Below are 23,601 nucleotides of genomic sequence, written 5' to 3' on the forward strand. Positions count from 1 at the left end.
AACTTCAAATAAAATCAATACCAACTCGCTGTGGAATTAACGGAGAATGCAGTTGGAATTTGTTATTTTTATCTTTTAGAATTTTCAAGACCTTATGTTATTAGTTTATACTCACAAAATCACACCACGTGTTACCTATACGTTTAAGCATATATGCAGACGTGTTTTAGGAATAGAAGTGAGATTTACATCTAAAGTAGAAGATTTTATTGCACACGATAGCTTAAAAATGTCTTATGCAAAAAAGCCTTTAAGTAATGAATTGTTTGTTAGAAGTCATGACTTGTTATTTGATCATGGTTTATCTGATTTAGAAATCAATGTGCAACAATGGGGTAATACTAAAGGTTTCTTTGCTACAAGTGAACGTAGTGATTTGCCTTTCGATATTTTTGCAGCATCCTTTTATATGCTAAGTCGATATGAAGAATATTTACCTCATGTAAAAGATGAATATGGGCGTTTTTTAGCGTCTGAAAGTTTAGCTTTTCATCATAAATTTTTAAATCAACCTGTTGTAGATCTTTGGGCTTATAAATTAAAAGATGTTTTAATGCAACGTTTCCCTGATTATAATTTTCCTGAACGAAAATACACCGTACAGCCTGTGATTGATGTGCCTATGGCGTATTATTTTAAGCATAAAGGTTTTTTGAGAACCATTGGAGGAACTCTGAATGATCTAAGACGTTTAAAACTTAAACAATTATATTTAAGATATACTGTTTTAATGGGTTTTAAGCGAGATCCGTATGATACTTTTAAGTGGATTATTAGAAAACAAAAGGCTAATAAAATAAAATTTACAGTATTATTTTTAATAGGTGATTATTCTACTTATGATAAAGGAATAAGCACAACAAAAAAAGATTTTATTTCATTAATTAAGTCGGTTGCAGATTATTGTAATGTTGGGATTAAGGCCTCTTATTTTTCACTAAATGATGTTGCTATTCTTAAAAAGGAGAAACTTAAAATGGAAGCGATAACGCATATAGATTTAAATGCGGTACGTCACTCTTTTTCGAAGTTAAATTTACCTATTTCATATAGAAACTTAGTCGAGTTAGAAATTAATCAAGATTTTACAATGGGTTATATTGATACCTTAGGTTTTAGGGCAGGTACTTGTACACCATTTCAATTTTACGATTTGGATTATGAAGTACAAACACCACTTCAAATAAATCCATATCATTGTTTAGATTTTGCGCTATTAAAGTATGATTCTCTATTAGATAAAACAGAGCATTTACAAGAAGTAATAGACGAAGTTAAAGCTGTAAATGGTATTTTTACTCCTGTATTTCATAATTACTCATTTAGTAATTTAGACCGTTGGGAAGGTTTTCGATCTTTATTCAACTTAATATTAGATTCAGAAGAATGACACACCAAATAAAGCATGTTTTTTTCGATTTAGATCATACACTTTGGGATTTTGATAAGAATTCAGGATTAACTTTTGAGAAAATTTTTAAGCTGAATAAAATTGAAATTAGTTTGAATGATTTTTTATCGGTTTACGAACCTATAAATCTTAATTATTGGAAACTTTACAGAGAAGAAAAAGTGACAAAGTCTGCATTACGCTATGGCAGATTAAAAGATGCTTTTGATAAAGTAGGAGTAGAGGTTGATGATGCTATGATTGATCATTTATCTGATGCTTATATTGAAAACCTATCGTCTTTTAATAACTTATTTGATGGTACTTTTGAAATATTAGATTATCTGAAGGATAAATATCAATTGCATATTATTACCAATGGGTTTGAGGAAGCTCAAGAAAAGAAAATGATTTCTTCAAATATCAGATCTTATTTTAAGACTGTTACAAATTCTGAAATGGTAGGTGTTAAAAAACCGAATCCTAAGATTTTTAATTTTGCATTAGATATTGCTAAAGCAAAAGCTAGCGAAAGCATAATGATTGGAGATAATCTTGAGGCTGACATAGAAGGTGCTCATAATATTGGGATGGACACAATTCATTTTGATTATAAAGCTTCAGATTATAATCATACTTATAAAAGAATTACAAATTTAAAAATGCTTGCAAATCACCTTTAAAATTTAATATCATGATTAAGAAAATAATATTTACAATTTCATTTATCATCATAACTGTTTGTGGTAATGCTCAAAAAAATATTAATGATTATAAATATATCATTATACCTAATTCATTTGAGTTTTCTAAAAGTGACGATCAATATCAATTAAATTCTCTTTCTGAATTTTTATTCAAAAAGTATGGTTATGAAGCTTATTTAATTGATAATGTGCCAGAAGATATAAAATCTGATCGTTGCTCAGCTTTAACTGCTGATGTGTCTAATGAGGAAAAAACCATGTTTAAGACCCGAGTAGAAGTTATACTGAAAGATTGTTATGGAGAGGTTGTAATAAAATCTAAGATTGGTGAATCTAGACTAAAGGAATATCCAAAAGCTTATAATCAGGCTTTGAGGGATGCTTTTGAAACTTTTAAAAATTTAAATTATAAATATGTAGCTAAAGAAAAGATTGTAGAGACTTCAAAAGAAGAAGAACCTACAGTAATGAAGGTTGTTGCCAAGGAAAAGGAAATTACAGAAGAAGATACTAAAGTTCTAGTTCCTAAAGTAGAAGTTAAGGATAAGAAAGCAGAAGATGTTGTAAGTTCAAGTAAAGAAACAACATCAGAACTTTATTATGCACAAGCTATAACTAATGGATTTCAACTCGTAAATTCAGAACCAAAAGTGGTAATGATTTTATTGGCTACATACGCTAAAGATGTGTTTTTAGTAAAAGATAAAAATGCCATTGTTTTTAATAAAGATGATCAATGGATTTATTCTCAAAATGAAGGAACAAGTTTAGAAGTGAGAGTTTTAGATATTAAATTCTAATAACCATATTTGTCTTTCCACAGCGTTTTTAAATAATTACGTTGCGATTGCTCACGTGCATTATTTCCTGGGTTATATAGCTTAGTATTGGCTATTTCTTCTGGGAGAAACTCTTGATGAGCAAAATTATTTTCATAATTATGAGAATATTTATAAGCTTCTCCATAGCCTAATTCTTTCATCAGTTTTGTAGGTGCGTTTCGCATCGGTATTGGTACCGATAAATCACCTGTCTCTTTAACTAATTGTTGCGCTCTTCCAATAGCCTCGTAAGCTGCGTTGCTTTTTGGTGAGCTAGCTAAATATGTAGCGCATTGACTTAGTATAATCCGAGATTCTGGATTGCCAATAACAGAAACGGCCTGAAAAGTAGTGTTAGCAAGTACTAAAGCAGTAGGGTTTGCATTACCAATATCTTCACTTGCTAAAATTAAAAGTCGTCTTGCAATAAATTTTACATCTTCACCACCTTCAATCATACGTGCTAAATAATACACAGCAGCATTGGGGTCACTTCCTCTTATCGATTTTATAAATGCTGAAATTATATCGTAATGTTGTTCTCCTGTTTTATCGTATCGAGCAGCTTTGTGTTGCACTTGTTTCATCACTAAATCATTAGTGATAACAATATCTCCTTCTTCAAAAGAAGCGACTAGTAATTCAAAAATATTTAATAATTTTCTAGCATCTCCTCCAGATAATCGGAGTAAAGCTTCGGTCTCTTTTAATTCAATATTTAATTTAGAAAGAACGGTGTCTTTCGTTATGGCACGTTGTAATAAGTCTTCTAAATCAGTTTTGCTAAAAGCATTTAAAGTATAAACTTGGCATCGTGATAATAATGCCGAAATCACTTCAAAACTTGGATTTTCTGTTGTGGCTCCAATTAAGGTTACCCAACCTTTTTCTACAGCTTCAAGTAAAGAATCTTGTTGAGATTTGCTAAATCTATGAATCTCGTCAATAAATAAAATAGGATTTTTAGCGGTGAATAATCCACCACTTTTTTTAGCCTTATCAATAACTTCTCTAATGTCTTTTACACCAGAATTGATGGCGCTTAATTTAAAAAATGGGCGTTCAGATTCATTAGCAATAATATTGGCTAATGTGGTTTTTCCAATTCCAGGAGGTCCCCAAAGTATAAGTGAAGGAAGTACTCCACTTTTAATCTGATGGTACAACATACCTTCTTTACCTACTAAATGTTGTTGACTTAAATAGTCATTCAGTGTATGTGGTCTTAAACGTTCTGCTAATGGAATATTCATAACTCAAAATTACAAAATGCTTTTGTGATGGTTTAATGAATTTGATTAAATTCATATAAAAATCAAGAGAATGAGTTTCGTGTTTCTGCCAATATTACAGACAATTCGTTTTTGGCTATAATTTTGAAAGACTTTCTTATAAATTTGAATATGAACAAAACACAACATTTTAAATACTCTAATAATATTATCATCTATCCGTTGGTGATGTTGTTTGTTATTTGGATGGTGTTTTGGTATCAGGTTAGAATTGATAGTAGTATTAAAGCTTTTGGAATAAGGCCTCAAAAAGTAGAAGGGCTTATAGGGGTTTTTACTAGTCCATTCTTACACGGAGATATTAATCATATCTACAATAACTCTGTTTCTCTTTTTTTGCTATCTATAGCCTTATTTTACTTCTACCATAAAATTGCTTGGAGAGTTATCGGTTTTGGTATTGTTATCTCAGGATTCTTAACATGGCTCATTGCTAGTTCTGGTAATCATATTGGGGCAAGTGGGCTGATTTACGTCTTGGTAAGTTTTATGTTTTTTAAAGGAATTTTCGCAAAACATTATCGACTTATAGCATTGTCTTTAGTGGTAATTTTTCTTTATGGAAGTATGATTTGGTATGTGTTTCCAATTAAAAGTGGTATGTCTTGGGAAGGTCATTTAAGTGGATTAATCACCGGTTTGGTATTTGCGTTAATTTTTAGAAAACAAGTTGCTAAACCAGAGCGTTATAAATGGGAAGAGCCAGATTATAATGAAGATGATGATCCGTTTATGAAGCACTTTGATGAAAATGGTAATTTTATTGAGATTGAGCCAGAGCCCGAAATAGAATCAGAATCTAAAATAGATACCCATAAAATTATAAGTAATAACTCACAAGAGTTTAAGATTACTTATACATTCAAGAAAACTGAACCTGAAAATTGAAATATTTTATATTTTGATTTTATTTAGAATGCAAGGTGTTTATTTAACTATTTGATGTAAAAAAATATATTACAAGCTTTACTATTTAATTAAAAAGAGGTCTTCTATAATTAGAAGACCTCTTTTTGTTGTTGTGTTATTATTTAATTTATCACGGACAAATATTTACTCCAGAATAAACAACACCTGTTGCAGGAGTAGGGCCATCGGCTAAAATAGAAGTTCCTGATGCGTCAAATATCTCAAAAGTTACTTCTTCGTCGTAATCACCAGAATTAAAGGTTATTTCTAAATCTCCTTCGTTAGGAACTTGGATAATTGCAGTTCCGGTATCAGAATCTATGCTAGCCTCTCCGATTACTATACCGGAAACACTAAAGCTAAGTGATGCTCCGTTCCATCCGTCACCATAAGAATCATTCATATTTACAGTCCATTCACAAGGTGTTCCAAAAATTGTTATTTCTGGTATTTCTACGGTGTCTGATGTTAAGCCGTTTGCAGCAGTTTCAAAAACAGATATAGAACCTGTTCCAATAGTTTCATATAAGACATTGATTTTATCTGTTCTACCTTCTAACATTTGAATTGTCCCTCCTGTTACAGTCCATGTGTATTCCGATCCGCCTCTAGGTGGATATACATTGTAAGTTAATACATCGCCTTGATAAGCAACGGTTGCTCCTTCTAAGCTAGTTATATTAGGGATTACTTTGCCTGCGTCACTTTCTATGTCATCATCTTCACAAGATATAAAAAGTATTGCAGATGCTAGAAACACAGTTTTTAGAGTGATAATTATATTTGATTTTTTCATATTTTATAATATTTTTAATTTATAAAGCTTACCAACCTCCATTTGAAACATTAATACCATCTGCATTGGCTACTCCTCCAAAAGTGTAATTGTCATATCCACCAGCTAACAGGTAAGATCCAGGAACCGGCAAATGTAAAGGTGTTCCGATTTGTAGTAGGTCATTCTTTCTCATATTAAAGAAGCCAAGGCCAAGGCCAATAGATTGTAATTCAACTGATCTTTCGTAATTAATAGCGTCGTAAACAGTCGTTGCGTTAGCTCCAGAACTAAGGGGAGTTAATCCTCCTCTTAATACTCTAGAAGAGCTGTTTATTACACTTACGGCATCAGAAACTGATCCACCAGATCTTAATATCGCTTCTGCTTTGTAAAGGTCGTTTTCAGCTTTTAACATTTCTGGTACTGAACCGGTGTATTCTATTAAATGTGTCTCTGAATCATATCTAGAGTGTCTGTAATTTGAATAGTGATAAATTCCTCGATTTGCTGGGAAATCTTGGCTGTCTAGATATTGAAAGTCTGTAGCTAATCTATTATCTAAGCTTGTAGCTTCTGGTAGGTAACCACTTGTACTAGTCCATTTTGAAGGCATTGAAGGATCCATTAAGTTTACAACTCTCATATCTACTCTTCCCCAGCCACTGTATGTCATGTATAAAGACCATTCAGTAGCCCAGTTTATCCAACCATCACTTAGTACATTTAAATCATAAGTTAATCCGTTGTTAGCGTATGTTAAAACGCGGGGCCAATCTGTGTTGTCTCTTTGTGTAGAATTTCTAGCAACATTAGCAAGTAATCTTGCTCCTAGTGTGTTTAAAAATTCTGCCCATTGGCTACTAGATAAAGTCATGCCATTTACAGCATCAACAGTGAAACTGTTATTACTAGCTAATTCAATAGCGATGTCTAATTTTTCTAAAGCGATTTCCATAGCTTGCTCTGGTGTCCCTGCTTCACCTTCAAATAGTAAACCTGTTTCGTCTACAATCCATACTTGGTCAAAAACAAGAGCAAGGTATCCAATTGCTGCAGCTTGTCCAAATCTAGCAAGACATTCAATTTTAGCTGGGTCACTTACTTCTAGTCCTCCTTCCATGGCTGTTATAAGTGTTGTTTGGTTAGCAAGTAATGAGTACATATTAGCGTAATATTCCTCTAATGCGACGGCATTAGAGTACCCAGGGTCGTTAGACCATGCTGCTCTAGGTTCGCTAGACATGTCTTGCATAGCTGCGTTACCCCAAGGGCAGGTGTTCATGTCTGCCATAGTTGTTAACATTAGTCCTGGGCCATTATAGGCATTTGAATTAAAATACCAACTTTGAAAAGCACTAATTGCTGTTGCTTCAGTTGCTATATCTTCTGGAGTAGGATTTTGTGTGTAAGATTCTTCTAAAGAAGCGTCAAAGTCCTCACAGGCACTAAACATCGCTAGGATGAATAGTAATATTGTATATGATTTATAGTTTTTCATTTTCTTAAAATTTAAACGTGAATGATAGGTTATAACTGGATGTTATAGGGTATGAATTCTGGTCTACGGCATAATACTGTTGAGTGTTTGAATCATATAATTGAACTTCTGGATCCCAACCTGAATAATCTGTAAAGGTTAGTAAGTTAGTTCCTGTTAAACCAATTTTTATAGAATCGAAGAATCCATTACCAACTTTAGATAATTGCTCTTTTTGGAATGTGTAAAATATAGATAATTCACGCAGCTTTACATAAGTACCATCTTCTACCCAAAATTCATTATCTTCATTAGTTGCATAAAGTCCTTGGTAATAGTCTACTGTTTTCTTTTCAGAAGCAGCATAACCAGTTTGGTCTAACATTTCATGTCTGTAATCTCTTGTTAACCATTGTCCATTTCTGTTGTAGATATCTCCGCCTTGTTTCCAATCAAAAAGAAAGTATAACCCGAAATTTTTGTAACTAAAGTCATTTCTAAATCCAAGTTTAAAATCTGCATTTGCATTTCCTATTTCTCCGATGACTTTATCTCCATTTTCATCGACTAAGCTAATTGGTTGTTCGTTTACTGTTCCAATAGTATTTCTTGCCACTACAACGCCATCTCTGTTAACTGCATAATCTTCAATAGACGCGCCAGAAGGTAATTGATTTGCCATTTGGTCTAAATTTCTTACAAAAGAGTAACCCCACATAGTACCATGTTCTACACCTTCTTCTATTCTGAATATTTGTCCTGCATAGTTTGTTGAAGTGTCAGAATTTGGTCCTATGGTTCGTGGTGAAACATTTAGCTTTGTAAGCTCATTAGATGAAGTGTCGAATACAACTGAAGAATTCCATTTAAAATCTCCATCTCTTAGTATATCAACACCTAAGCTCATTTCTAAAGTGTTAAATTCTATTGTACCTCCATTGATCCAAGTGCTTACATTAGCACCTGATGTAGGAGGGAATAAATCAACAAACATAAATTGATCTTCTGTTTTTGATTTTGAGTAAACTGCCTCGAAATTTATACGACTAAATAATCTTGTTGTAAAACCAAATTCAAGCTCTGTGGTTTTAGATGGTTTTAAATCAGGATTTGCAGCAGTACTACCTCCTCCTGCTAAAACTCCATTTATAATTTCTTGATTTTGATATTGCCAACTATAGCCTGGTCTTTGTCCTGCTGTACCATAGGCAACATGGAATTTCATTTCATTAATATTATCTATGTTTAAATCTTTCGAAATTCTGTAAGCACCTGATACACGGTAGTAGTCATTCCATTTTTCGTTTTCACCAAAAGTAGAAGCTCCATCAATTCGGTACATGGCATCTAAAATATATCGGTCTTTATAGTCTAATCCAACGATTCCAAAAAAGTTTCTAGCGTTTACTGATGATACATCAGATCCAATAAGACTATCGCTGTAATTGTCTAGTGATTGATTAATACCTGCGTATATTTGATTAAAGCCATATGCGTCAAATTGATTATAATCTGTATCTTCTAATAAATAACTTAATTTTGATGATATATTTAATTCTCCAAATTCCTTAAAGAAGTTTAAAGTAATTTGTGCTTTCTGAGATGTATTTCTAGAGTTGCTTTGATAAAAATTACCAACTTGATTAGTAGAGAATAATGTTGCTTGAGTCCCTCCTGTGGTTAACATTGAATTAGAATTAAAATCTGTAAATTTAGCATCTATACTCTCAATGGCATAATCCATGTCTAAATTTAAATAATCCGTAAATTCTATGTTTAGTTTATATGAACCTAAAAATTTATTAATAGTTTCTTCTTCAGGGTTGGACCAAAGTGGATAAATAGGATTGGTTGATGTATTGTAAAACCTAGAAGGTACTAAAACATAGGGTTGTCCATTTTGGTTAGACCCTGTTAAATCTGAATCTGGTTGAGATACAAGTAAGTCAAAAAAGATGTCTCCAGTTCCACCAGGAGAATTATCAATACTTCTTATGAAATTATTAGAAGTTTCAAATGTTAACCAATCTGTAATATTATAGGTTGCATTCAATCTAGCAGAAACTTTTTCATATCCATCTGTTTCTTTTAGCACACCCGTTGTTTTGGTTTGATTGGCAGAAAAGAATACGTTAGAATTTTCGCTACCTGCTGCTGCTGAAACATAGTAGTTTGAAGTAATACCTGATCTAAAAAATTGTTCTTGAGGGTTGTAGTAAACCCCATAAGGATTATCTGCATAATGATCATCACTTTCAATTCTTGTACCAGAAATATTACTGTAATCTACTCCGTCGTAATCCGAAGGGTATGTAATGCCTTGATACTTTGTATAAGTACCTTGATAGTCTTGCCAGTCTGAGGCTAGTTCATAATGGTGAGAATTATTAGTGTCTACAAAGTTGTTTAATTGTGTAAATCCGATTTCAGATTTTACAGTTACGCTAACAACTCCTGATTTTCCTTTTTTAGTGGTGACAACAATTACACCGTTCCCTGCTCTAGATCCGTATAATGCTGAAGCAGAGGCGCCTTTAACAATTTCTATGGATGCTATGTCATCAGAGTTTATATCTTGTAAACCACCTTCAACAAAAACACCATCAACGATTGTTAATGGAGTTTGAGATCCATAAAAACTATTGCTTCCTCTTAATTGAATACTTGCCCCTTGCCCAGGTTGCCCAAAGTTTGTAACAGAAACACCCGCCACTTTACCTTGTAAGGCACTTGCAGCAGAAGTTGTAGGAATATTTTCAAGATCTCTTTCGCCAACTTTATTTACTGTCACGGAAAGTTTATTTCTTGATGTTGGTCCGGATACACCTGTTATTACTACTTCATCTAAAGCAGAAGCATCTTCTTCCATTTTTACGTCAAAAATGCTAGCGGAGGTGATTGTTATTTCTTGTGTTTTTAAGCCAATGTATGTGATTACTATAACGTCACTTACATTAGCGGATAAAATGTATTTTCCGTCAAAATCAGATTGAACTCCATTTGAAGTTCCTTTGACAATAATACTTGCTCCAGGTAGTGGTATACCTGAGGCATCTGTAACAGTCCCAGAAATTGTTTTTTCTTGTGCAAATGTTAATTGCACGACTAAAGCCATGAATAGCATTAGTGTTTTTTGTAAATTTGTTCCCATATTTTTGTTAAAATTTTAGTAAATATGGGTTAAAAAATGTTAAATACCTAATAATATCTTGATATTTAAGGAGTTCTTAATTAAAAGATAAAGAAATTAATAGATAATAATTTATAAATCATCTTTTTTAGTAATTCCCACTATTTGATAGACTCAATTCTTCGGATTAGAGAGAATGTTAAAGGTTTGTTTATTATTTTTAGGATTTTAACCATTCCAAAGAATAGTTGAGACATTGTGTTTTAAAATTATAGGGCAGAGTGTGAGTGAAATAAGGAATAATAAGTTTTACTATAATTCTTTAAGTTATTATTTAGGTGCCAAGTTTGATATAAGAATACCCCTTTTTAAATGATAAACGAGTGCGTAAAGAAATTAAAGGGTGATGTTTTTATGTATGAGTAGTAGGTGAAATACTCAAGAATATTCAAAACTTTATGTAAGACTTGTTGGTGGTAAAATAGGAGTTTTGTAAATAAGATGATTTTAGATCAAAATAAAAACCCTATGAGATTTTAATCTATAGGGTTTAATTTAAAATTAAGATGTTTTTTTTTACTGTCTTTGTCTTACTGCTTCGTATAAAAAAGCACCACAAGCTACAGATACATTTAAAGATTCTATTTCCCCAAGTATAGGAAGTTTAGCTTTATCATCAACAACTTTTAAAACAGATGGGTTAATACCTCTACCTTCAGATCCCATAATTATGGCGCAAGGTTCTTTAAAGGAAACATTATATACAAATTCTTCAGCTTTTTCAGTTGCAGCAATAACTCTAATTCCGGAAGCTTGCATATGAAATACAGCATCCTTAATATGATCTACTTTACAAATCGGAATCTTAAAAATAGCTCCAGCACTTGTTTTAATAGTATCTCCATTTATAGGTGCTCCACCTTTTTTCTGAATAATAATTCCATTGACCCCTGTGCATTCTGCAGTACGAACAATAGCACCAAAATTTCTAACATCACTTAATTGATCTAATAATAGGAATAAAGGTGTTTTTCCTGATTCTAAGACGTTTGTTACTAATTCGTCTATATCATGAAATTCTATTGGGGAAATTTGAGCAACAGCACCTTGATGATTTCCTTTTGTTAATCGGTTTAGTTTTTCAACAGGTACGTATGAAGAATTAATGCCTTCAGTACGAATAGCAAGTTCTAATCCTTGAAACAATTCACCATGGAGTCCTTTCTGCATAAAAACCTTATCTATGGTTTCGCCAGATTTAATAGCTTCTATAATTGCTCTAATTCCAAAAATTGTAGTTTCGTTCTTCATGCTGCAAAGGTATAAAAAAATCTATCCTAATATTGTGATGGTTTATCAAATAAATTCTAGTTTTTTTACATTTATTTTTTAATCACCTTTTTTGTTATAATAGATGTGTTAGTGTGGATTTTAAAAAAATAAACACCATTTACTTGATCTGTTAAGTCTATGTTATTTAAAGTTGTGCTGCTAATTTTTTGACCGACTAAGTTGTAGACTTCAATTTTATTAATAATTGTATTAGAAATTATTTTTACAGATTTATTTGTGGGATTTGGGTATAGTTTGGTTATTGGTGTTTTATAAGTTGTAGTGCTTAGGTTTTGACATGGGGTTATGTTGGAGTTAATTTCTATAGGATTTCCTGGAGTTAAATCTTTATTTCTAAAGGCTTCATAGTTACTCTCGTATTTATGTGCTCTAAAGCTTACATTAATAAAACTAGATGAATTAGCACCTTGAGAAATAACATTTCCTGTAGTTGTGTTTATTGGGTTTATATATTCCCAAACAATATCCTTGTTTTCATTTATTTCAAAAAATCGTCCGTTTGCACCTTCACAAATTAGCGTATTACCATTAGATAAGCGTTGTGAGCTACTTAATGTGCTAGAATAAAACATTTCAGAACCTGTATTTCCATATGTATAATCAGGTTCAGAAGGGCTGTAAGGTGTATTTGTTAAATGGGAATATACTCCAGGACTTTCAGTTTGTGGATTTAGTATATAGACTTCAGAAAATTCTTCTTCTCTACCTCGGCCATTATTATATACCATAATTTTATTTTCGTCTGTAAATCCTGGCTCTATAACATATGGGGAATGTTGTCCATACAGTTTTCTGTCTAATTCACTACCTTGATTATAAGCTTGTGGATTTCCCCAGCGATATAATAAATCACCTCCTTTACCGTAAGTACCACCAGTATTACTGCTAGCTTGTATTGTAGTGGTAGAATGGTCTATGATGTAAATTTCACTTAAATTCCTTGAGCTTATAACAATTTGATCTAAAATTGAATTGAAATAAATTGAATTAAAATGAAGCCAATTCGAGTCTCCGTTGCCACCATTTAAAAAATTGATATTTAACTTCTCGGGACTTAAACTTACATTTCCAAAATTATCTTTTGTAGAATTATAATCCTGAACAACATGATCCTTAACATTCCATTCCCATACAATTTGTGCATTGTTTGTGCCTATGGGAGTTACTTCTATAATTTGTTCGTTATATAAATCACTTTCTGTTAATAATGCCGGATTTCTTCCTAATTGTATGGCTTCAGAATTCGATAGTCTAGTTACTGCTAAGATAAGGATATTGCCATTAGGCATTGGAAATACATCATGGTGTTGTCTCATTTCTAGTGTGTCATAAAAATACTGCCAAGTAAGGTTACCGCTCCAATCAAAAATTTCAATCACTCCCCCTTGTCCTCCAAATGTTATATCTTGAGTTTCTGTTTTTCCTGCTCTTAATATACTTCCATCTTTTAGTAGATAAACAGCGTTCCCGGGAGTGAAATTACTTGACCATTGATTTATTACTTGACCGCAATTATTAATAAGATAAGTTTCTGTGAAGGCAGAGAATAAAGTGTAACCATCAGAAGCTTGATTTGTAACTAAGGTTGTACCAATAGTGTTTTGAGAGTGTGTAAAATTTATAATTATATAAAAAATAAAGAGTAATTTTTTAAGCATATTTTTAATTTTTTAAAAAGTAGCAGTCAAACTAAGATGTACCTTAGAATCCGATAATTTAAAGGATTTATTTTCTGTCTTTCCGCTAGAGTAGTTCAACCGAAATAATCCCGCATTTGTTAGTAAACCAAAACCAAAGCCAAATCCAAAGAGCTTTTCTTTACTGTTGGTAAGTTGATTTTCTAAATATGCAGCATCAATTACGGAGTGTACATAGATATTGCTATTTAGTCGATAACGGTATTCTGTATTTAGAACTCCGTATAGATTTGCAACTAAACTATTTTCTTCAAATCCTCTTATGGAATTAATGCCTCCAAAACGAAATAATTCATTATCTAAATAATCATCTGAAGTTAAAATGGCACCACTTAATTTAGTATAAAAACTATTTTTATTATTGAAATTAAATATTTTGAAGGTTTCAATATTGAATACTGTTTGCTTTTGAATTCCTACATCATTTGTTCTGTCTCCAAATCCAGAAGAAAAATCTAGCCAAAAATTTATAGGAAATAAAGAATCATATGATTGAAATTTTGAATAATTGTAGCTTAAAGTGTAATAGTTTGTAGTGTAATCATTCAGAGTTGTAGTGTCATCTTCTAGTAAATTTGTCGATTTAGTAGACGTAATACCTAGTCCTATTTTTTGTTCTGCGTTGATAAGGTAATTGATTTTTGCAGATTGATTCGCGTTAAGGAAAGTAGAATCCTTTTTAAAAAGGTTAAGACCAAGTTGAAGACCTATTGGAGAGGAAAATATATATGGTAAGTCGGCATCGACTTTAAAGGTTTGCTGGTCTATCTCATCACTTTTATAATATAGATTAATTGTTTCTCCGTAATTAAGGTTGTTAATAAGGCGTAAGTCTAAATAACCATCAAATTCTATCTTATTTGTGTCTTCGTTAGTTCCGAAACCTAAGAATCCATCAAAATTATTAGTATTCGTTTTTTCTACATATAGATATAAGGTTGTTGAGTCTTTTGTAAAAAGCACTTCAGGATCTTTTATCTTGCGAGCAAATTGTATATTATTTAAAAGTTCAATTTTTTCTTTTATAGCATTTAGATTAAAAGATTTCCCCGTTTTTAATTTGAGAAAATGCTTGATGTAAGATTTAGGGAATTTTTCATATCCTTTAACTATGATTTTATCGATCCGTCTTTTTTGATTGGTTATAATTTTTAGCTGTGCTGAAATAGTTCCAGGATTTAATTTTGTAATGTCAATAAGTTGTAAAGTTGAAAACGGATCACCTTGTTCTGCAATTTTAGAATTTAATGTATTTAATGAAGATTCAAGATCTGCTATTTCAACTTCATAATAAGCTTCACCTTTCTTATGATTAATAAAGTTTAATAATTCGGTATTGAAACTAGAATTATAATAAATTCTGATGGTGTTTATTTTTTCGCCCAAAAGAAGAGAAGCTAAAAAAAGAGTGTCGTTTTGTTTGGTTATGTTTTTAATATCGGTGTCTATATAACCTTCTTTTGTTAGTTTTGTTTTTAAACTAGTTAGCTCTGCTTGAAGTGTATTATAATTATTAAAGTTTTTAAGGTATCCAAGTGAGTCAATGACTTCTGTCTTTTTTATGGATTCACCTTCTACTTTTAATAAAATAGATTGTGCATTCCCTAAGTTTGAGAAAACCAATAGGGAATAAAAAACAAAAAAAATACGGCTTGTATTTGGCATCAGTAATTAATAGTGTAACTATTATATCAACGTAAAAATAGAGCATATTATATAGGATTGAAATAAAAGTTTCTATTTCTTTAGAAAATTAATACACAACTATTTGAATTATAGATATTAATTTGTACCTTTGCAGCCCTCAAAAGTGAGGATTAATAAATTTTATATAGAAATATATGCCAACAATTTCACAATTAGTACGAAAAGGAAGAGCCAAAATAACCAAGAAGAGTAAATCGGCTGCTTTAGATTCGTGTCCTCAAAGACGTGGTGTATGTACTCGTGTTTATACAACGACACCTAAAAAACCTAACTCAGCAATGCGTAAGGTAGCAAGGGTTCGTTTAACAAACGGAAACGAAGTAAATGCATACATTGGTGGAGAAGGTCACAATTTACAAGAGCACTCGATAGTATTGGTTAGAGGTGGAAGGGTAAAAGATTTACCAGGAGTTAGATATCACATCGTTCGTGGTGCTTTAGATACAGCAGGTGTATCAGGAAGAACGCAACGTAGATCTAAGTATGGTGCAAAACGCCCTAAGAAGTAATTTAAAACTTTAAGAAGAAGACATGAGAAAAAGAGCAGCAAAAAAGAGACCGCTTTTACCAGATCCAAGATTTAATGATCAGTTAGTAACACGTTTTGTTAACATGATGATGTGGGATGGTAAGAAGTCTATCGCTTTTAAAGTATTCTATGATGCAATTGATATTGTTGAAGAGAAAAAGAATGATGACGAAAAAACAGCTTTAGAGATTTGGAAAGAAGCTTTATCTAACGTAATGCCTCACGTAGAAGTACGTAGTCGTCGTGTTGGTGGTGCTACATTTCAGATTCCAATGCAGATTCGTCCAGACCGTAAGGTTTCAACTGCAATGAAATGGCTAATTAGCTTTTCGCGTAAGAGAAACGAAAAATCTATGGCGCAACGTTTAGCGGCAGAAGTTTTAGCAGCAGCTAAAGAAGAAGGAGCAGCAGTTAAGAAAAGAACTGATACTCATAAAATGGCAGAAGCAAATAAGGCTTTCTCACACTTTAGATTTTAAGAAATGGCAAGAGATTTAAGACTTACAAGAAATATAGGAATTGCAGCTCACATTGATGCTGGAAAAACTACAACTACAGAACGTGTTCTTTATTATACAGGTGTTTCACATAAAATAGGTGAAGTACATGATGGTGCTGCAACTATGGACTGGATGGAGCAAGAGCAAGAAAGAGGTATTACAATTACTTCTGCAGCTACTACATGTGAGTGGGTTTTTCCAAAGGAAAATGCACAACCAACTCCTGAAGCACAGAGTTACCATTTTAATATTATTGATACACCAGGTCACGTAGATTTTACTGTTGAAGTAAATCGTTCTTTACGTGTACTTGATGGTTTAGTTTTCTTGTTTAGTGCAGTTGATGGTGTTGAGCCTCAATCTGAAACTAACTGGAGACTTGCAGATAACTATAAAGTGCCTCGTATTGGTTTCGTTAATAAAATGGACCGTCAAGGATCAGACTTTTTAAGTGTTTGTCAACAAGTAAAAGATATGTTAAAATCTAACGCGGTGCCAATCGTTTTAAACATTGGTGACGAAGAAGATTTTAAAGGAATTATAGATTTAGTTAAGAATAGAGCTATTGTTTGGCATGATGAAACTCAAGGGGCAACTTTTGATGTTATTGAAATTCCAGAGAATCTTAAAGCTGAAGCTAAAAAATATAGAGCACTACTTATAGAGGAAGTTGCTGGATACGATGAGAACTTACTAGAGAAGTTCATGGAAGATGAAGATTCTATTACGGAAGATGAAGTGCATGCTGCACTTAGAGCTGCTGTAATGGATATGGCAATTATTCCTATGATTTGTGGTTCTGCTTTCAAAAACAAAGGTGTACAGTTCTTATTAGATGCTGTATGTCGTTACTTACCTTCTCCTATGGATAAGGATGGTATTGTTGGTGTGAATCCTGATACAGAAGAGAAAGAGCTTCGTAAGCCAAGTGTTAAGGAGCCGTTTGCTGCTTTAGCATTTAAAATTGCAACTGATCCTTTTGTAGGTCGTTTAGCATTTTTTAGAGCTTATTCTGGTCGTTTAGATGCAGGTTCTTACGTATTGAACAATCGTTCAGGTAAAAAAGAACGTATCTCTCGTATCTATCAAATGCATGCTAACAAGCAAAATGCAATTGATTATATAGAAGCTGGAGATATTGGAGCTGCTGTTGGATTTAAATCTATCAAAACAGGAGATACACTTACTGACGAAAAACATCCTTTAGTATTAGAGTCTATGGACTTTCCAGATCCAGTAATTGGTATCGCGGTTGAGCCTAAGACAAAAGCAGATGTAGATAAATTAGGAATGGGCTTAGCTAAATTAGCTGAAGAAGATCCTACATTTACAGTGCGTTCAGACGAAGCTTCAGGACAGACTATTATTTCTGGAATGGGAGAATTACACTTAGATGTAATTGTAGATCGTTTAAAGAGAGAATTTAATGTAGAGGTTAACCAAGGTCAGCCACAAGTTGAATATAAAGAAGCTATTACACAATCTGCAGATCATAGAGAAGTTTATAAAAAACAATCTGGTGGTCGTGGTAAGTTTGCTGATATCGTATTTACGATTGAACCAGCAGATGAAGGTGTTGTAGGTTTACAGTTTGAATCTGTAATTAAAGGTGGTAACGTTCCTAAAGAATTTATCCCTTCAATTGAAAAAGGATTTAAAATGGCTATGCAAAATGGACCATTAGCAGGATTTGAAGTAGACGCAATGAAAGTGACATTGAGAGATGGATCTTATCATGATGTCGATTCAGATCAACTATCTTTCGAATTAGCAGCAAAGCTTGGATTTAAAAACTCAGCAAAAGCAGCAAAAGCGGTTATAATGGAACCTATCATGAAACTTGAGGTGATCACACCAGAAGAAAACATGGGTGACATTGTTGGAGATTTAAATAGAAGACGTGGTATGATGGAAGGTATGGGAGACCGTGCAGGTGCAAAGACTATTAAAGCTACAGTGCCACTTTCAGAAATGTTTGGTTATGTTACTACATTGAGAACATTATCTTCAGGTAGAGCAACATCAACTATGGAATTTTCACATTATGCTGAAACTCCAGCTAACGTGTCAGCAGACGTAATCAAAGCAGCTAAAGGAGAAGAATCTTAAAAAGTTAAGAAAATGAGTCAAAAAATTAGAATCAAATTAAAGTCTTACGATCATAACTTAGTAGATAAGTCTGCTGATAAGATTGTAAAAACAGTAAAAAGTACAGGTGCAGTAGTAACAGGACCAATTCCTTTACCAACTCACAAGAAAATATTCACTGTATTACGTTCACCACACGTTAATAAGAAATCTAGAGAACAATTTCAATTAAGCTCTTACAAGAGATTATTAGATATTTATTCTTCATCTTCTAAAACAATTGACGCTTTAATGAAACTTGAATTACCAAGTGGAGTAGAAGTTGAAATTAAAGTGTGATAAAACACTAACATGTCCTAAGCTGCGAGCGAGGGAAAAACGGTAATAAATACAATTCAGGGCTGAAACGTATTTTCAGCCTTGAATTTTATATAGTAAGTTAATATACACTTACAAAGTTTGATTAATTAATAATAAATAAATAATAATTATGTCTGGGTTAATTGGAAAAAAAATCGGTATGACCAGCATTTTCGATGAAAATGGGAAGAACATTCCTTGTACAGTAATCGAAGCTGGACCATGTATCGTTACCCAAGTCAGAACTGAAGAAGTGGATGGTTATTCTGCACTTCAATTAGGTTTCGATGACGCGACAGAAAAAAGCGCTACTAAAGCAGACTTAGGTCATGCTAAAAAAGCGGGTACTTCTGTAAAACGCAAAGTTGTTGAATTCAAAGGTTTTGATTCGGAGTACAAATTAGGTGATGCTATCACAGTAGAACAATTTACTGAAGGAGAATTTGTAGATGTTGCAGGTACTTCTAAAGGAAAAGGTTTTCAAGGTGTAGTAAAACGTCACGGTTTTGGTGGTGTAGGTCAAGCAACGCATGGTCAACATAACCGTTTAAGAGCTCCAGGTTCTATTGGTGCAGCTTCTTATCCTGCGAGAGTATTCAAAGGTATGAAGATGGCCGGAAGAATGGGTGGTGAAACAGTAAAAGTTCAAAATTTAAGAATTTACAAAGTAGTTCCAGAAAAGAACTTACTAGTGGTAAAAGGATGTGTTCCTGGTCACAAAAATTCTTATGTAATCATTGAGAAGTAATGGAGATAGCAGTTTTAGATATAAACGGAAAAGACACAGGTAGGAAAGCTGAGCTTTCTAAACAAGTGTTCGCTATAGAGCCTAATAACCACGCTGTATATTTAGATGTTAAGCAATACTTAGCAAATCAAAGACAGGGTACGCATAAGGCAAAAGAAAGAGCAGAAATTACAGGTAGTACACGTAAGATTAAAAAACAAAAAGGTACTGGTACTGCAAGAGCAGGTAGTATTAAGTCTGGTGTATTCAGAGGTGGTGGTCGTATGTTTGGTCCTAGACCAAGAAATTATGGTTTTAAATTAAACAAAAACCTTAAACGATTAGCTCGTAAATCTGCATTAAGTATTAAAGCAAAAGACAATTCAATTTTAGTATTAGAAGATTTCAGTTTTGAATCTCCAAAAACTAAAAACTTTGTTGATGTTTTAAAGGCTTTAGAGTTAGATAAGAAAAAATCTTTAATTGTGTTGGCTGGGTCAAATAATAATGTATATTTGTCTTCCCGCAATTTTAAAGGGGCTGAAGTAATAACTACCTCAGAATTAAGCACTTACAAGATTATGAATGCTAATAAAGTAGTTCTAATTGAAGGTGTTTTAGAAGGAATTGAATCGAATTTAAGTAAATAGAACAGATGAGTATCTTAAGAAAACCTATAATCACAGAAAAGGCAACGAAACAAAGTGAGTTGTTTAATGCATATGCATTTGAAGTGAACACTAAGGCGAACAAGGTAGAAATCAAAAAAGCGGTGGAAGCTGCTTATGGAGTTTCTGTTGAAAAAGTTCGTACAATAAATGTCCGTCCAGATCGTAAGACCAAGTTTACAAAAACTGGTGTTCAACATGGTAAAACAAATGCTGTTAAAAAAGCAATTGTACAACTGGCGGAAGGTGAAGTAATAGATTTATACACTAACATGTAATTTTAGACATTAATGTCAGTAAGAAAATTAAAACCGATCACATCAGGTCAGCGATTTAGAGTAGTAAATGGATTCGATGCCATTACTACTGATAAGCCGGAGAAAAGCTTGCTTGCTCCGAAAAAACGATCAGGTGGTAGAAACAATCGAGGAAAAATGACAATTCGCCAAGTAGGTGGAGGTCATAAGAAACGTTATCGTATTATCGATTTCAAACGTAACAAAGCGGGTATCCCTGCTGAAGTTAAAACAATTGAATACGATCCAAACAGAACAGCATTTATTGCTCTATTAAATTACCAAGATGGTGAGAAACGTTATGTTGTCGCTCAGAATGGTTTGCAAGTAGGTCAAAATATAGTGTCTGGTGAAACAGGTATTGCTCCAGAAATTGGAAATGCAATGCCTTTAAGTGAAATACCTTTAGGTACAATTATTTCTTGTATAGAACTTCGTCCTGCTCAAGGTGCTGTAATGGCTCGTAGTGCTGGTGCATTTGCTCAATTAATGGCAAGAGGTGATAAATTTGCTACTGTAAAGTTACCATCTGGTGAAACTAGAATGATTCTAGTAACATGTATGGCTACTATAGGTGTTGTTTCTAACTCTGATCATCAATTAACTGTGTCTGGTAAAGCAGGTAGAAGTAGATGGTTAGGTAGACGTCCAAGAGTAAGACCAGTAGTGATGAACCCAGTCGATCACCCAATGGGTGGTGGTGAAGGTAAATCTTCAGGTGGACATCCAAGGTCTAGAAACGGTATTCCTGCTAAAGGATTTAGAACACGTTCTAAGACTAAAGCGAGTAATAAGTATATTGTAGAACGTAGAAAGAAATAATTAAGAAAGTATGGCACGTTCATTAAAAAAAGGACCTTATATCCATTATAAATTGGATAAAAAAGTTGCAGAAAATGTAGCTTCAAATAAGAAGACAGTTATTAAGACTTGGTCTAGAGCATCAATGATTTCTCCAGATTTTGTTGGTCAAACTATAGCTGTCCATAACGGTCGTCAATTTGTTCCAGTATTTGTTACTGAAAACATGGTAGGGCATAAGTTAGGAGAATTTTCACCGACAAGATCTTTTAGAGGTCATGCAGGTGCTAAGAATAAAGGTAAAAAATAAGAATCATGGGAAGTCGTAAAAAACAAATGGCGGATGCTATTAAAGCTGAGAAGAAGCAGGTTGCTTTTGCTAAGCTAAATAACTGTCCTACATCTCCAAGAAAAATGCGTTTAGTTGCGGATTTAGTAAGAGGAGAGAAGGCAGAGAAAGCTCTTCAGATTCTTAGATTTAGTCAAAAAGAAGCTTCACGTCGTTTAGAAAAACTTGTAATGTCTGCAATCGCAAACTGGCAAGCTAAAAACGAAGATGCTGATGTTGAAGAAGCTAAATTGTTTATCAAAGAAATTAGAGTAGATGGTGGTTCTATGTTAAAGAGATTGCGTCCAGCACCTCAAGGTAGAGCACATAGAATTAGAAAGAGATCTAATCACGTAACTGTGGTAGTAGATTCAATAAATAAAACACAAAGCTAAGATAGAGATATGGGACAAAAGACAAATCCAATCGGAAATCGCTTAGGAATTATCAGAGGATGGGAATCTAACTGGTACGGAGGAAACGATTATGGTGATAAACTTGCCGAAGACGATAAGATTAGAAAATACGTTCACGCGCGTTTATCTAAAGCTAGTGTAAGTAGAGTAATTATTGAGCGTACGCTTAAACTTGTAACCGTTACTATCACTACTGCTAGACCTGGTATTATTATCGGAAAAGGTGGACAAGAGGTAGATAAGTTAAAAGAAGAGCTTAAGAAAATTACTGGCAAAGAAGTTCAATTGAACATCTTTGAAATTAAAAGACCTGAGTTAGATGCTTATTTAGTAGCTGCTAGTGTTGCTCGTCAAATTGAAAGTAGAATTTCATACAGACGTGCAATAAAAATGGCTATTGCTGCCGCAATACGTATGAATGCTGAGGGAATTAAAATTCAGATTAGTGGTCGTTTGAATGGTGCTGAAATGGCACGTTCTGAACACTATAAAGAAGGACGTATTCCTTTATCTACTTTTAGAGCTGACATTGATTATGCTCTTGTAGAAGCACATACTACATACGGTAGACTTGGTATCAAAGTTTGGATAATGAAAGGTGAAGTATATGGAAAAAGAGAACTTTCTCCATTAGTAGGCTTATCTAAACAAAAGAGCAAAGGTGGACGTGGTGGAAATAAGAACCAATCTCGTCGTAGAAAGTAATTTTTTAAAGAAAAGACAAAATGTTACAGCCTAAAAGAACAAAATTTCGTAAGCAGCAAAAAGGACGTATGAAAGGAAATGCGGGAAGAGGTCATTTGTTATCAAATGGTACTTTCGGTATTAAATCATTAGAATCGACTTTTATAACTGCACGTCAAATAGAAGCAGCACGTATAGCCGCTACACGTTTCATGAAAAGAGAAGGATCGTTATGGATTAAAATTTTTCCAGACAAGCCTATTACAAAAAAGCCTCTTGAAGTACGTATGGGTAAAGGTAAAGGTGCCGTTGAATATTGGGCAGCAGTAGTAAAACCAGGACGTATGTTATTTGAAATAAGTGGTGTGCCATTAGAAACTGCTCAAGAAGCACTTCGATTAGCAGCACAGAAACTTCCTGTAAAAACTAAGTTTATCATAGCTAGAGATTACGAAGCTTAATAGAAAGATATTATGAAGCAATCAGAGATTAAAGAGCTTTCAATAGCTGAGTTACAAGAGAAACTTAGTGAATCTAAAAAGAATTATACAGACCTGAAAATGGCACATGTTATATCACCTTTAGATAATCCAATTCAGTTACGAGTTGCGCGTCGCACAGTAGCTAGAGTGGCAACAGAACTAACTAAAAGAGACGTACAATAATTGTATTCTGCTGAAAGATGGAAGAAAAAAGAAATTTAAGAAAAGAACGTATAGGGATCGTAACTAGTAACAAAATGGAGAAATCTATTGTTGTAGCTGAAGTTAAGAAAGTAAAACACCCTATGTATGGAAAATTCGTGTTAAAGACTAAGAAATATGTCGCGCACGATGAGACAAATGACTGCAACGAAGGAGATACAGTAAAGATCATGGAAACAAGACCTTTAAGTAAATCTAAATGTTGGAGATTAGTAGAAATAATTGAAAGAGCGAAGTAA

At 33.2% G+C, this 23,601-nt stretch carries 25 protein-coding genes; 18 read left to right on the plus strand and 7 right to left on the minus strand.

Translation table 11 applies throughout. The annotated features are described in order from the left end of the window. Positions 1–94 precede the first annotated feature (94 nt). Genes HSX10_RS08745 through HSX10_RS08755 form a run of 3 tightly spaced genes read left to right on the plus strand, consistent with a single transcriptional unit; the run spans position 95 to position 2,897 of the window. Positions 95–1,390, plus strand: a complete 1,296-nt coding sequence (locus HSX10_RS08745; protein WP_173587839.1) for a polysaccharide deacetylase family protein — start codon at positions 95–97, stop codon at positions 1,388–1,390. Then, positions 1,387–2,073 carry a YjjG family noncanonical pyrimidine nucleotidase gene (locus tag HSX10_RS08750; RefSeq protein WP_173587840.1) on the plus strand — a complete coding sequence of 229 codons (687 nt, stop codon included), beginning with the start codon at positions 1,387–1,389 and terminating at the stop codon, positions 2,071–2,073. The genes HSX10_RS08745 and HSX10_RS08750 overlap by 4 nt, the downstream gene beginning before the upstream one ends. A gap of 11 nt (positions 2,074–2,084) precedes the next feature. Further along, positions 2,085–2,897 (plus strand): hypothetical protein, encoded by an 813-nt coding sequence (locus HSX10_RS08755; RefSeq protein ID WP_173587841.1) that lies wholly within the window; start codon positions 2,085–2,087, stop codon positions 2,895–2,897. Here HSX10_RS08755 and HSX10_RS08760 read toward each other — a convergent pair. Further along, positions 2,894–4,171 (minus strand): replication-associated recombination protein A, encoded by a 1,278-nt coding sequence (locus HSX10_RS08760; protein WP_173587842.1) that lies wholly within the window; start codon positions 4,169–4,171, stop codon positions 2,894–2,896. The two genes, HSX10_RS08755 and HSX10_RS08760, sit on opposite strands and share 4 nt — an antisense overlap. A gap of 150 nt (positions 4,172–4,321) precedes the next feature. On the opposite strand from HSX10_RS08760, the gene HSX10_RS08765 reads away from it, so the two are divergent. Beyond that, complete coding sequence (locus HSX10_RS08765) at positions 4,322–5,098, plus strand: rhomboid family intramembrane serine protease (protein ID WP_173587843.1); 777 nt, start codon at positions 4,322–4,324, stop codon at positions 5,096–5,098. A gap of 151 nt (positions 5,099–5,249) precedes the next feature. Here HSX10_RS08765 and HSX10_RS08770 read toward each other — a convergent pair whose 3' ends face one another. The 6 genes from HSX10_RS08770 to HSX10_RS08795 all read right to left on the minus strand — a co-directional run bounded on the left by HSX10_RS08770 (position 5,250) and on the right by HSX10_RS08795 (position 15,219). Continuing rightward, a complete protein-coding gene (locus HSX10_RS08770; RefSeq protein ID WP_173587844.1) occupies positions 5,250–5,915 on the minus strand; it encodes a hypothetical protein in 666 nt (221 codons plus the stop codon). 28 nt (positions 5,916–5,943) lie between these two features. Continuing rightward, positions 5,944–7,395, minus strand: a complete 1,452-nt coding sequence (locus tag HSX10_RS08775; protein WP_173587845.1) for a RagB/SusD family nutrient uptake outer membrane protein — start codon at positions 7,393–7,395, stop codon at positions 5,944–5,946. A gap of 4 nt (positions 7,396–7,399) precedes the next feature. Further along, positions 7,400–10,525, minus strand: coding sequence for a SusC/RagA family TonB-linked outer membrane protein (locus HSX10_RS08780; RefSeq protein ID WP_173587846.1), 3,126 nt, complete (start codon positions 10,523–10,525; stop codon positions 7,400–7,402). Positions 10,526–11,080: 555 nt separating this feature from the next. Next, positions 11,081–11,815 carry a 23S rRNA (guanosine(2251)-2'-O)-methyltransferase RlmB gene (gene rlmB, locus HSX10_RS08785; RefSeq protein ID WP_173587847.1) on the minus strand — a complete coding sequence of 245 codons (735 nt, stop codon included), beginning with the start codon at positions 11,813–11,815 and terminating at the stop codon, positions 11,081–11,083. A gap of 71 nt (positions 11,816–11,886) precedes the next feature. Then, entirely contained in the window at positions 11,887–13,515 is a 1,629-nt protein-coding gene (locus HSX10_RS08790) for an aryl-sulfate sulfotransferase (protein ID WP_173587848.1), read from the minus strand. A gap of 12 nt (positions 13,516–13,527) precedes the next feature. Next, positions 13,528–15,219: a POTRA domain-containing protein gene (locus tag HSX10_RS08795; protein ID WP_173587849.1), complete on the minus strand. Its 1,692-nt coding sequence runs from the start codon at positions 15,217–15,219 to the stop codon at positions 13,528–13,530. Between the two features lie 176 nt (positions 15,220–15,395). Here HSX10_RS08795 and rpsL point away from each other — a divergent pair, with 176 nt between their 5' ends. The 14 genes from rpsL (at position 15,396) to rpsQ (ending at position 23,601) form a co-directional block, all read left to right on the plus strand. Beyond that, entirely contained in the window at positions 15,396–15,770 is a 375-nt protein-coding gene (rpsL, locus tag HSX10_RS08800) for a 30S ribosomal protein S12 (protein WP_019386263.1), read from the plus strand. A 22-nt stretch (positions 15,771–15,792) separates the two neighbouring features. Continuing rightward, positions 15,793–16,269, plus strand: coding sequence for a 30S ribosomal protein S7 (gene rpsG, locus HSX10_RS08805; RefSeq protein ID WP_020897658.1), 477 nt, complete (start codon positions 15,793–15,795; stop codon positions 16,267–16,269). A gap of 3 nt (positions 16,270–16,272) precedes the next feature. Then, the gene (gene fusA, locus HSX10_RS08810; RefSeq protein ID WP_173587850.1) at positions 16,273–18,399 is read left to right on the plus strand and encodes an elongation factor G; all 2,127 of its coding nucleotides are present in this window, start codon (positions 16,273–16,275) and stop codon (positions 18,397–18,399) included. Positions 18,400–18,411: 12 nt separating this feature from the next. Further along, positions 18,412–18,717: a 30S ribosomal protein S10 gene (gene rpsJ, locus HSX10_RS08815; protein WP_007650482.1), complete on the plus strand. Its 306-nt coding sequence runs from the start codon at positions 18,412–18,414 to the stop codon at positions 18,715–18,717. Between the two features lie 151 nt (positions 18,718–18,868). Further along, on the plus strand, positions 18,869–19,486 hold the full coding sequence (rplC, locus tag HSX10_RS08820; protein ID WP_173587851.1) for a 50S ribosomal protein L3: 618 nt from the start codon (positions 18,869–18,871) through the stop codon (positions 19,484–19,486). After that, positions 19,486–20,115 carry a 50S ribosomal protein L4 gene (gene rplD, locus HSX10_RS08825; protein ID WP_173587852.1) on the plus strand — a complete coding sequence of 210 codons (630 nt, stop codon included), beginning with the start codon at positions 19,486–19,488 and terminating at the stop codon, positions 20,113–20,115. The genes rplC and rplD overlap by 1 nt, the downstream gene beginning before the upstream one ends. 5 nt (positions 20,116–20,120) lie before the next feature. Then, positions 20,121–20,411, plus strand: coding sequence for a 50S ribosomal protein L23 (gene rplW, locus HSX10_RS08830; protein ID WP_173587853.1), 291 nt, complete (start codon positions 20,121–20,123; stop codon positions 20,409–20,411). Between the two features lie 12 nt (positions 20,412–20,423). Then, positions 20,424–21,251: a 50S ribosomal protein L2 gene (gene rplB, locus HSX10_RS08835; protein ID WP_173587854.1), complete on the plus strand. Its 828-nt coding sequence runs from the start codon at positions 20,424–20,426 to the stop codon at positions 21,249–21,251. Between the two features lie 10 nt (positions 21,252–21,261). Next, positions 21,262–21,540: a 30S ribosomal protein S19 gene (rpsS, locus tag HSX10_RS08840; RefSeq protein WP_020897652.1), complete on the plus strand. Its 279-nt coding sequence runs from the start codon at positions 21,262–21,264 to the stop codon at positions 21,538–21,540. A 5-nt stretch (positions 21,541–21,545) separates the two neighbouring features. Then, positions 21,546–21,953, plus strand: coding sequence for a 50S ribosomal protein L22 (gene rplV, locus HSX10_RS08845; protein ID WP_173587855.1), 408 nt, complete (start codon positions 21,546–21,548; stop codon positions 21,951–21,953). 9 nt (positions 21,954–21,962) lie between these two features. After that, positions 21,963–22,679 carry a 30S ribosomal protein S3 gene (gene rpsC / locus HSX10_RS08850; protein WP_173587856.1) on the plus strand — a complete coding sequence of 239 codons (717 nt, stop codon included), beginning with the start codon at positions 21,963–21,965 and terminating at the stop codon, positions 22,677–22,679. Between the two features lie 20 nt (positions 22,680–22,699). Continuing rightward, positions 22,700–23,119: a 50S ribosomal protein L16 gene (rplP, locus tag HSX10_RS08855; RefSeq protein ID WP_173587857.1), complete on the plus strand. Its 420-nt coding sequence runs from the start codon at positions 22,700–22,702 to the stop codon at positions 23,117–23,119. Between the two features lie 12 nt (positions 23,120–23,131). Beyond that, complete coding sequence (gene rpmC / locus HSX10_RS08860; protein WP_173587858.1) at positions 23,132–23,323, plus strand: 50S ribosomal protein L29; 192 nt, start codon at positions 23,132–23,134, stop codon at positions 23,321–23,323. Between the two features lie 17 nt (positions 23,324–23,340). Next, positions 23,341–23,601, plus strand: a complete 261-nt coding sequence (rpsQ, locus tag HSX10_RS08865) for a 30S ribosomal protein S17 (protein WP_173587859.1) — start codon at positions 23,341–23,343, stop codon at positions 23,599–23,601.

The sequence above is a fragment of the Winogradskyella undariae genome, assembly GCF_013285155.1.
GTDB classification, from domain to species: domain Bacteria; phylum Bacteroidota; class Bacteroidia; order Flavobacteriales; family Flavobacteriaceae; genus Winogradskyella; species Winogradskyella undariae.

Bases quoted from the DNA above. Each gene is read 5' to 3' on its own strand.
- HSX10_RS08795 (WP_173587849.1), bottom strand. From the start codon at position 15,219: ATGCCAAATACAAGCCGTATTTTTTTTGTTTTTTATTCCCTATTGGTT.
- HSX10_RS08745 (WP_173587839.1), top strand. From the start codon at position 95: ATGTTATTAGTTTATACTCACAAAATCACACCACGTGTTACCTATACG.
- rplD (WP_173587852.1), top strand. From the start codon at position 19,486: ATGGAGATAGCAGTTTTAGATATAAACGGAAAAGACACAGGTAGGAAA.
- rplC (WP_173587851.1), top strand. From the start codon at position 18,869: ATGTCTGGGTTAATTGGAAAAAAAATCGGTATGACCAGCATTTTCGAT.
- rpsL (WP_019386263.1), top strand. From the start codon at position 15,396: ATGCCAACAATTTCACAATTAGTACGAAAAGGAAGAGCCAAAATAACC.
- rpsG (WP_020897658.1), top strand. From the start codon at position 15,793: ATGAGAAAAAGAGCAGCAAAAAAGAGACCGCTTTTACCAGATCCAAGA.
- rplV (WP_173587855.1), top strand. From the start codon at position 21,546: ATGGGAAGTCGTAAAAAACAAATGGCGGATGCTATTAAAGCTGAGAAG.
- rpsS (WP_020897652.1), top strand. From the start codon at position 21,262: ATGGCACGTTCATTAAAAAAAGGACCTTATATCCATTATAAATTGGAT.
- HSX10_RS08750 (WP_173587840.1), top strand. From the start codon at position 1,387: ATGACACACCAAATAAAGCATGTTTTTTTCGATTTAGATCATACACTT.
- rpmC (WP_173587858.1), top strand. From the start codon at position 23,132: ATGAAGCAATCAGAGATTAAAGAGCTTTCAATAGCTGAGTTACAAGAG.
- rlmB (WP_173587847.1), bottom strand. From the start codon at position 11,815: ATGAAGAACGAAACTACAATTTTTGGAATTAGAGCAATTATAGAAGCT.
- rpsJ (WP_007650482.1), top strand. From the start codon at position 18,412: ATGAGTCAAAAAATTAGAATCAAATTAAAGTCTTACGATCATAACTTA.
- HSX10_RS08755 (WP_173587841.1), top strand. From the start codon at position 2,085: ATGATTAAGAAAATAATATTTACAATTTCATTTATCATCATAACTGTT.
- rplP (WP_173587857.1), top strand. From the start codon at position 22,700: ATGTTACAGCCTAAAAGAACAAAATTTCGTAAGCAGCAAAAAGGACGT.
- rplW (WP_173587853.1), top strand. From the start codon at position 20,121: ATGAGTATCTTAAGAAAACCTATAATCACAGAAAAGGCAACGAAACAA.
- rpsC (WP_173587856.1), top strand. From the start codon at position 21,963: ATGGGACAAAAGACAAATCCAATCGGAAATCGCTTAGGAATTATCAGA.
- fusA (WP_173587850.1), top strand. From the start codon at position 16,273: ATGGCAAGAGATTTAAGACTTACAAGAAATATAGGAATTGCAGCTCAC.
- HSX10_RS08770 (WP_173587844.1), bottom strand. From the start codon at position 5,915: ATGAAAAAATCAAATATAATTATCACTCTAAAAACTGTGTTTCTAGCA.
- HSX10_RS08760 (WP_173587842.1), bottom strand. From the start codon at position 4,171: ATGAATATTCCATTAGCAGAACGTTTAAGACCACATACACTGAATGAC.
- HSX10_RS08765 (WP_173587843.1), top strand. From the start codon at position 4,322: ATGAACAAAACACAACATTTTAAATACTCTAATAATATTATCATCTAT.
- HSX10_RS08775 (WP_173587845.1), bottom strand. From the start codon at position 7,395: ATGAAAAACTATAAATCATATACAATATTACTATTCATCCTAGCGATG.
- HSX10_RS08780 (WP_173587846.1), bottom strand. From the start codon at position 10,525: ATGGGAACAAATTTACAAAAAACACTAATGCTATTCATGGCTTTAGTC.
- HSX10_RS08790 (WP_173587848.1), bottom strand. From the start codon at position 13,515: ATGCTTAAAAAATTACTCTTTATTTTTTATATAATTATAAATTTTACA.
- rpsQ (WP_173587859.1), top strand. From the start codon at position 23,341: ATGGAAGAAAAAAGAAATTTAAGAAAAGAACGTATAGGGATCGTAACT.
- rplB (WP_173587854.1), top strand. From the start codon at position 20,424: ATGTCAGTAAGAAAATTAAAACCGATCACATCAGGTCAGCGATTTAGA.